Raw genomic sequence first — 5,658 nt, forward strand, 5'->3', positions numbered from 1 at the left:
CGCTGGGTGGTTGAACGAACATTCGCCTGGCTGGGACGGTGCAGGCGGCTCGCCAAAGATTGGGAAAAGTCCATTGCTTCCTCAACCGCATGGACATTGATCGCCTCGATCCGCATGCTCACACGACGGACAGCAAGGCATTGTCAAGCTTGAAAAACTTTCGGATCGGGCTCTGACGACGGATTGGCCAGTTCTGCCTCCAGAGCCGTTCCGCCTTCAGGCTTTTGAAAAACGTTTCGACAGCAGCGTTGTCAAAACAGTTTCTCTTTCCGGACATTGAAGCCAGCAGTCCATGGACCAACAGCTTTTTCTGGAAATCATGAGAACCTTACTGGCTGCCACAGTCAGAATAAAAAACGCAGCCGGGCAACGGATCGCGCAGCCGTACCGCAATACCTAGGGCACGGATGGCCAGAGTTCCATGGTCATGCGCGGTCGTCCGTAGGAGCCGTTGCCTAGGGCATAATGTTCACGGATATGCGCCAGCGCCTTCAGATCGGTGCGCTGGCGCTGGCAGGCCGGTCAGGATGTCCAAGCGAAGACGTTCATTCCCGCGCACCAGATCAGCAGATTGCCCGGAGTGGATTTGCCAATACCCAGGTCGATCGCAACGCGCGTGCGTGACGGCCCATTGCTCAACGCGATCCTTACGGCCTCGCGCTTGAAATCTCCCGTATGCTTCATGGTCCTGTCGGTCTCCTGATACGCGCTTAAAACGCTCAGATGACCGGCACAGAACCGTCACAAGTCCAAAAATCAACAGCTTCATAAAATACCGCCTGTTTGGAAAAAAGCGACGTTATTTTCAAAAGAATTCTCATCAAAAACTTCTTTATATCGCCCTTACCAAAAATTATGCATGTTCAAACTTCACGTAATTCTAGGCAATTTTTTATATGGTATCATATTATGTACTCTAGTTTATTATTTACCACAAATTACTGAACAAGTATATATTTTCTTACACTGAGAGTAAGCTTAAGGCCAACAATAAAAAGTAATAAATTTATAAGAATAGTGTAAAGTATATCATAATGCGCATGCGCATTTAAACCAAATTCACCTTCCCGTATCATTTCAATATTATCTACACTGGGCGATAGCATCATATACCAACGATATTTCGCTGGTAACCAATTTACCATTGTAAATGCCCCGGTAAACGGTAAGGACAGATAACTAAAAACACCCATAAATTTTTCAATTAATTCCGATATCTCACTTAAAGAAGAAAAAATCATAGCCACTGATATACAGAATATCATATGAAAAAAAATTCCTAAATAAAGAATTCCGTAATATTGTGGTGGATTCATGTACCCTAGAAAAATCGCACCACATGTGACCAGTATTCCTGCCATGATCGTGCCAATAATTTCCAAGCCGGCTCGCGCCAGAATAATCGTAACAGGTGTAACCTGTTGATGAAAAAGGAGACTGCCATTAGCTTCAAAGGCCTTGACGGATTGAGACAGGCAATGTCGCCACATTGTTAGGGGAACATAACCCGTTATCACGATCGGGGTCATGGGCAGACCATATTCGTGAGAAGGCCGGATCGCCGTCCACAGGATCGCGACACCGGCGCAAAACAGGATAGGCTCTCCCAAGACCCATAAAAACCCGATATTTTCACGCCCATACCGTGTATGGATTTCACGCATCATCAAGGCATAGATCACACGAAACATACAGCTGAAATCATCAGCCAGTTCCCTCAATGTATTACCCATACCGCTGGCCATTCTTTTCATGGAATACTGTACTCTCGTGTACGTCTCATTGACCGATTCCCCCTTACATAATCATTATGTTCTAAAAAAACATCATAAATCAGGCACACGGGCCATATCCGGCTCTACTGCGGTCCTGTTGCGTAAAATCATATTTCTCATTCTGCCCTGAATCGCTTTCAAACGCATCAGGGCCGTTGGGCGCCAGGCGCGGTGATCCCCAAAGCGCTCGATTACCATTTCAATCTCACACGGTATATGGGTAAGGGGATCGATATAGCGGGGATAGAGAATCAGGGTTCCGGCCACAAGTTCCTCCAGTGTCAGGGATCGACCACGTCGTCCCGCCGGAACTGGCCCCATATCCGTGGTCATACCCCATCCGGCATAGAAAGGACAGCCATAGGTCACGACCTTGCGCCGCCGCAGCAGACCTTCAAATCCGGCCAGGGAGGTCAGGGTATGAATTTCATCGACTTCCTGCATGAGATCCGTGATGGAACCGCCAGTGCTGATATAATCAGCATAGGTCAGGATCACTTCATCAGACAGATGGCCGGCCCGATGCCCCGCCGTCACATCCGGATGCGGACGATAAATGATGAATGAATCTGAGTTATGCTGCCGCACGGCCTGCAGCAGTTCAAGATTACCGCGTATCCTGCCGCCACCCTTCAACACGGACAGATCATCACTCACCTGTCCCGGCACCAGAAGAACCCGTTGCCCCTGCGCGTGCCAGTCCCGAAGATGATGCGTCTCAGAGCGGCCGTATTTCGAGATGCCCCTCTGGACCAGATGCTCGATCAGGGCATGTGCCCGTACGCGCAAATGATCATCGAACGTGGTGGTGGCCAGAATATGTTCCAGATCACTTGGTTCGGACGGATCGTAATAGATACCTCGTTGATCCACGAAAATGGAGGCAGGCACCTGCAACCCGCTCCCCAAGCCGACTGAACGGACAAATCCGTCTTCCACACGCCAGACGGGCACGTGGGCCTTGCGGGCTTCCGTCATCAGTCCTGCAGGCATCCGTGTCGCCCATGCCACGATCGCCTTGCCATGCGGCACGCACCGCTGCACAGCCGGACGGGTCTTACGCACGAACGGCGGATGTGTCGGTGGAACGGAAAAGAATTCCGCCATCCGCCCGCGTTTCCACAGGGCCATGCCGACACAGGCCCCGATCTGATGATTGGCGTCGATGGTGCGCCGCCACAGGGCCTGAAACGCAAGGATATGACCGACCGTGGTGATCTTTCCGGTATAGGGATCATGATACTGCCAATCTTCGATCAGCCTGCGTGCAACCTGCTGTCCTTCGACCCGGTTTCCCTGATCCGGGCAGGCATAACGCGTAACTGTCAGACCACGCAGGGCCGCCAGATCACCGATCTCACCCTGCCCCAGTTCGTGGATTTCATGCGCACCGTCCAGCAACCTGTGGGGGTCAACCGGTTCATGAAGATGGGCAATACCATAACGGCGCGCAACGCGGGCGGCAGCACCATAAGGTCCGGGGGCAACCAGCATGAGATCCTGCGTCGGTCGGGACGCAACAAGCCGTTCCAGCAGACGGGCAAGGATACGCAATCTGTCACGATCATGACCTGAACCGGCACAGATCAGGACAGGGCGCGTACATGATGGCGGCTCGGCCCAGAACCGGCCGCCAGTCCTGTCGGCAACGATACGTCGCGCCAGTTTATCCATATCCGCGATCGTGGCCACGGCCGTTCCGGATGCCGGAACGGCAATGACAGGCACTGCCCGATGGAAGGGTGGCATTTGCAATAGACAGGAACGCGATGCCAATGTCATAGTTGGTGCTCCCGACCGGTCATGGCCTTTGCGGAAATCCTTATGCAGCCATTAGCAATGACCCGGGTGTTTAACCATTTGTGGATAGCTTATACAAGGGGTCGCACTTGACAACGCCATAGGCTGCAGCAATCCGCGGCCCCATCTGCACGACAGGATTTTCATGCAACCATCACTGGTTCTGGCTGCCTTAACGACCATTGTACTGGTGACGCCTGCCATTGAATATGTTGGCGTGATCCCCCGCATAGCCCCACCGCCATCCGCCCGTCGCTGGCTATTGGATATATTATGCAGCCTGGCCGGTTATGGCGGATGGCTGGCTGTAACAGGCAGTGTGCCTGTCGCCACCCTCATGACCCCGGTGCTTATGATCATCACGGTCGTGGCATCCAACATAAAACATCGGGTACTGGGAGAGCCATTGCTGTTCAGTGATCTTGTCGTCGCGCGCAGCTTCCTCCAACATCCCAAATTCTATCTTTTTTCCATTCCGGCCACGGCCCGGATTGCCCTGGTCATGCTCGTGGCAGTTCCGCCGGTGCTGCTGTGGATCTATGCATCCGCCGCCCTGTTTCCCCACCTGCTGGGAGTGGGAATGCTGCTGGGAGCATGCCTGGCGCTGTGGCTTTGCCCCGCACAATCATGGGCATCCGTGCCGGACATGCAGCGGGACCTATCCAGACTGGGGCTGCCCGGCAGCATGCTGCTGTACTGGCGCCAGTGGCGGGCCAGTCCAGACCAACCACCGCCCCCTCCCCTGCAGGGGAAAGCCGCCTATGACCAGATCATCATCATACAATGTGAATCTTTCGCCGACCCCGCAACACTGGGTCTACCTGCGGGCGTCCAAGCACCTTCTATGCCCGGCTTGGTGCGCGCACGGAAACTGGCGCTGCAGCAGGGCTCCTTATATGTCAGCGGGTTCGGGGCCTACACCATGCGTTCCGAATATGGCGTGCTGTTCGGGCAGGACGAAAAGACATTGGGCTTCCGGCATTATGATCCGTTCCTGACCGCACGGCGTGAATGCGCGCACGCCCTACCCCAGCGCCTGAAAGCCCTCGGTTACGAGAGCACGTTCGTTCATCCGCACGACCTGCGGTTTTATGATCGCGAAACCCTGATGCCTGTCATGGGATTTACCCATATTGTCAGTCCCGGTCCTCATACTCCGACCCCCGGAATGCCCTATTTTGGTGACATTGCACTGGGAAGAACACTGACAGGCATGATGCAGACGACCAGCACACCGTCCCTGTTTTATACCGTCACCATGGAAAATCATGGGCCGTGGCCTGCGAATATGGGCAAAGATGCGCCGCTACAGCATTATTTAAGACATGTGGTGAATAGCGACCAGATGCTTCTGAATCTGATCGATGACCTGTCAGATCAGAAGCGCAGGACATTGCTTGTTTTTTTCGGAGACCATCGCCCTTCGATCCCCAACATCATTGCACCCGGCCCCGTCCGCGATGTCCCTTATGTCGTCATTTCCTTTCCATTGGCGGCAACTACCCGATCACCCGCCCCCGTTGGCTGCACGCCAGCACAACTGAACGGACTGATAACAACCCTGGCCACTCAGGCTGCGGGTCAGGATGCCTTGACGACATTAGGGCCTGTTAGGTCTTGATATAGTCTGCTGTAGCTGCGATGAGGATGACAGAGAGGAAGGATGCCGCGGTTTTCTCATATCGGGTCGCGACAGCACGCCACTCCTTGAGCCTTGCCCACAGGTTTTCGACCAGGTGTCGGTGTCTGTAAGCCCATTTTGGACAGGCGACTTCTGGATCATTTTTCCTTGGCGGAATGACAGGACGAGATCCCCGGTCCCAGAGATACTCACGGAATTTATGCGAAGCATATCCGCGATCACAGACGACATAGGTCGGTGGGTGCGGCAGGTCGTCGAGCAGGGCATAAGCGGATGGCAGTTCATGTGCCTGTCCGGGCGACAGTATGAAGGATGGTAATCCCCCCATAAAAAGAGTGGCTTTTGAATGAGAATTTTCTCAGCGTAAGGATGAGGAGATTCTGATGAAGAGTGATCGCTTTACTGACGCGCAGATCATGGGTGTGATCCGCCAGGCTGAGG

Annotated in this window: 6 protein-coding genes; 2 read left to right on the forward strand and 4 right to left on the reverse strand. The window is 53.6% G+C overall.

Translation table 11 applies throughout. The features are described from left to right. The coding region (locus tag F1542_RS09875) for a transposase (protein ID WP_193731370.1) at positions 1-153 on the forward strand (153 nt) is incomplete at its 5' end. Between the two features lie 369 nt (positions 154-522). Here F1542_RS09875 and F1542_RS17515 read toward each other — a convergent pair. The 3 genes from F1542_RS17515 to F1542_RS09895 form a co-directional block, all read right to left on the reverse strand. Next, entirely contained in the window at positions 523-684 is a 162-nt protein-coding gene (locus F1542_RS17515; protein ID WP_193732889.1) for a transposase, read from the reverse strand. Between the two features lie 254 nt (positions 685-938). Next, positions 939-1,745 carry an ABC transporter permease gene (locus tag F1542_RS09890; protein ID WP_227672637.1) on the reverse strand — a complete coding sequence of 269 codons (807 nt, stop codon included), beginning with the start codon at positions 1,743-1,745 and terminating at the stop codon, positions 939-941. Positions 1,746-1,826: 81 nt separating this feature from the next. After that, positions 1,827-3,467, reverse strand: a complete 1,641-nt coding sequence (locus F1542_RS09895) for a beta-3-deoxy-D-manno-oct-2-ulosonic acid transferase (protein WP_346011881.1) — start codon at positions 3,465-3,467, stop codon at positions 1,827-1,829. 253 nt (positions 3,468-3,720) lie between these two features. On the opposite strand from F1542_RS09895, the gene F1542_RS09900 reads away from it, so the two are divergent. Then, positions 3,721-5,196: an LTA synthase family protein gene (locus F1542_RS09900; protein ID WP_193732891.1), complete on the forward strand. Its 1,476-nt coding sequence runs from the start codon at positions 3,721-3,723 to the stop codon at positions 5,194-5,196. Here the strand turns inward: F1542_RS09900 and F1542_RS09905 are convergent. Beyond that, positions 5,186-5,545: a transposase gene (locus F1542_RS09905; protein ID WP_408886248.1), complete on the reverse strand. Its 360-nt coding sequence runs from the start codon at positions 5,543-5,545 to the stop codon at positions 5,186-5,188. The genes F1542_RS09900 and F1542_RS09905 overlap by 11 nt on opposite strands. Positions 5,546-5,658: the final 113 nt, after the last annotated feature.

The organism is Komagataeibacter sp. FXV3, from assembly GCF_015155755.1.
Taxonomy (GTDB): Bacteria; Pseudomonadota; Alphaproteobacteria; order Acetobacterales; family Acetobacteraceae; genus Komagataeibacter.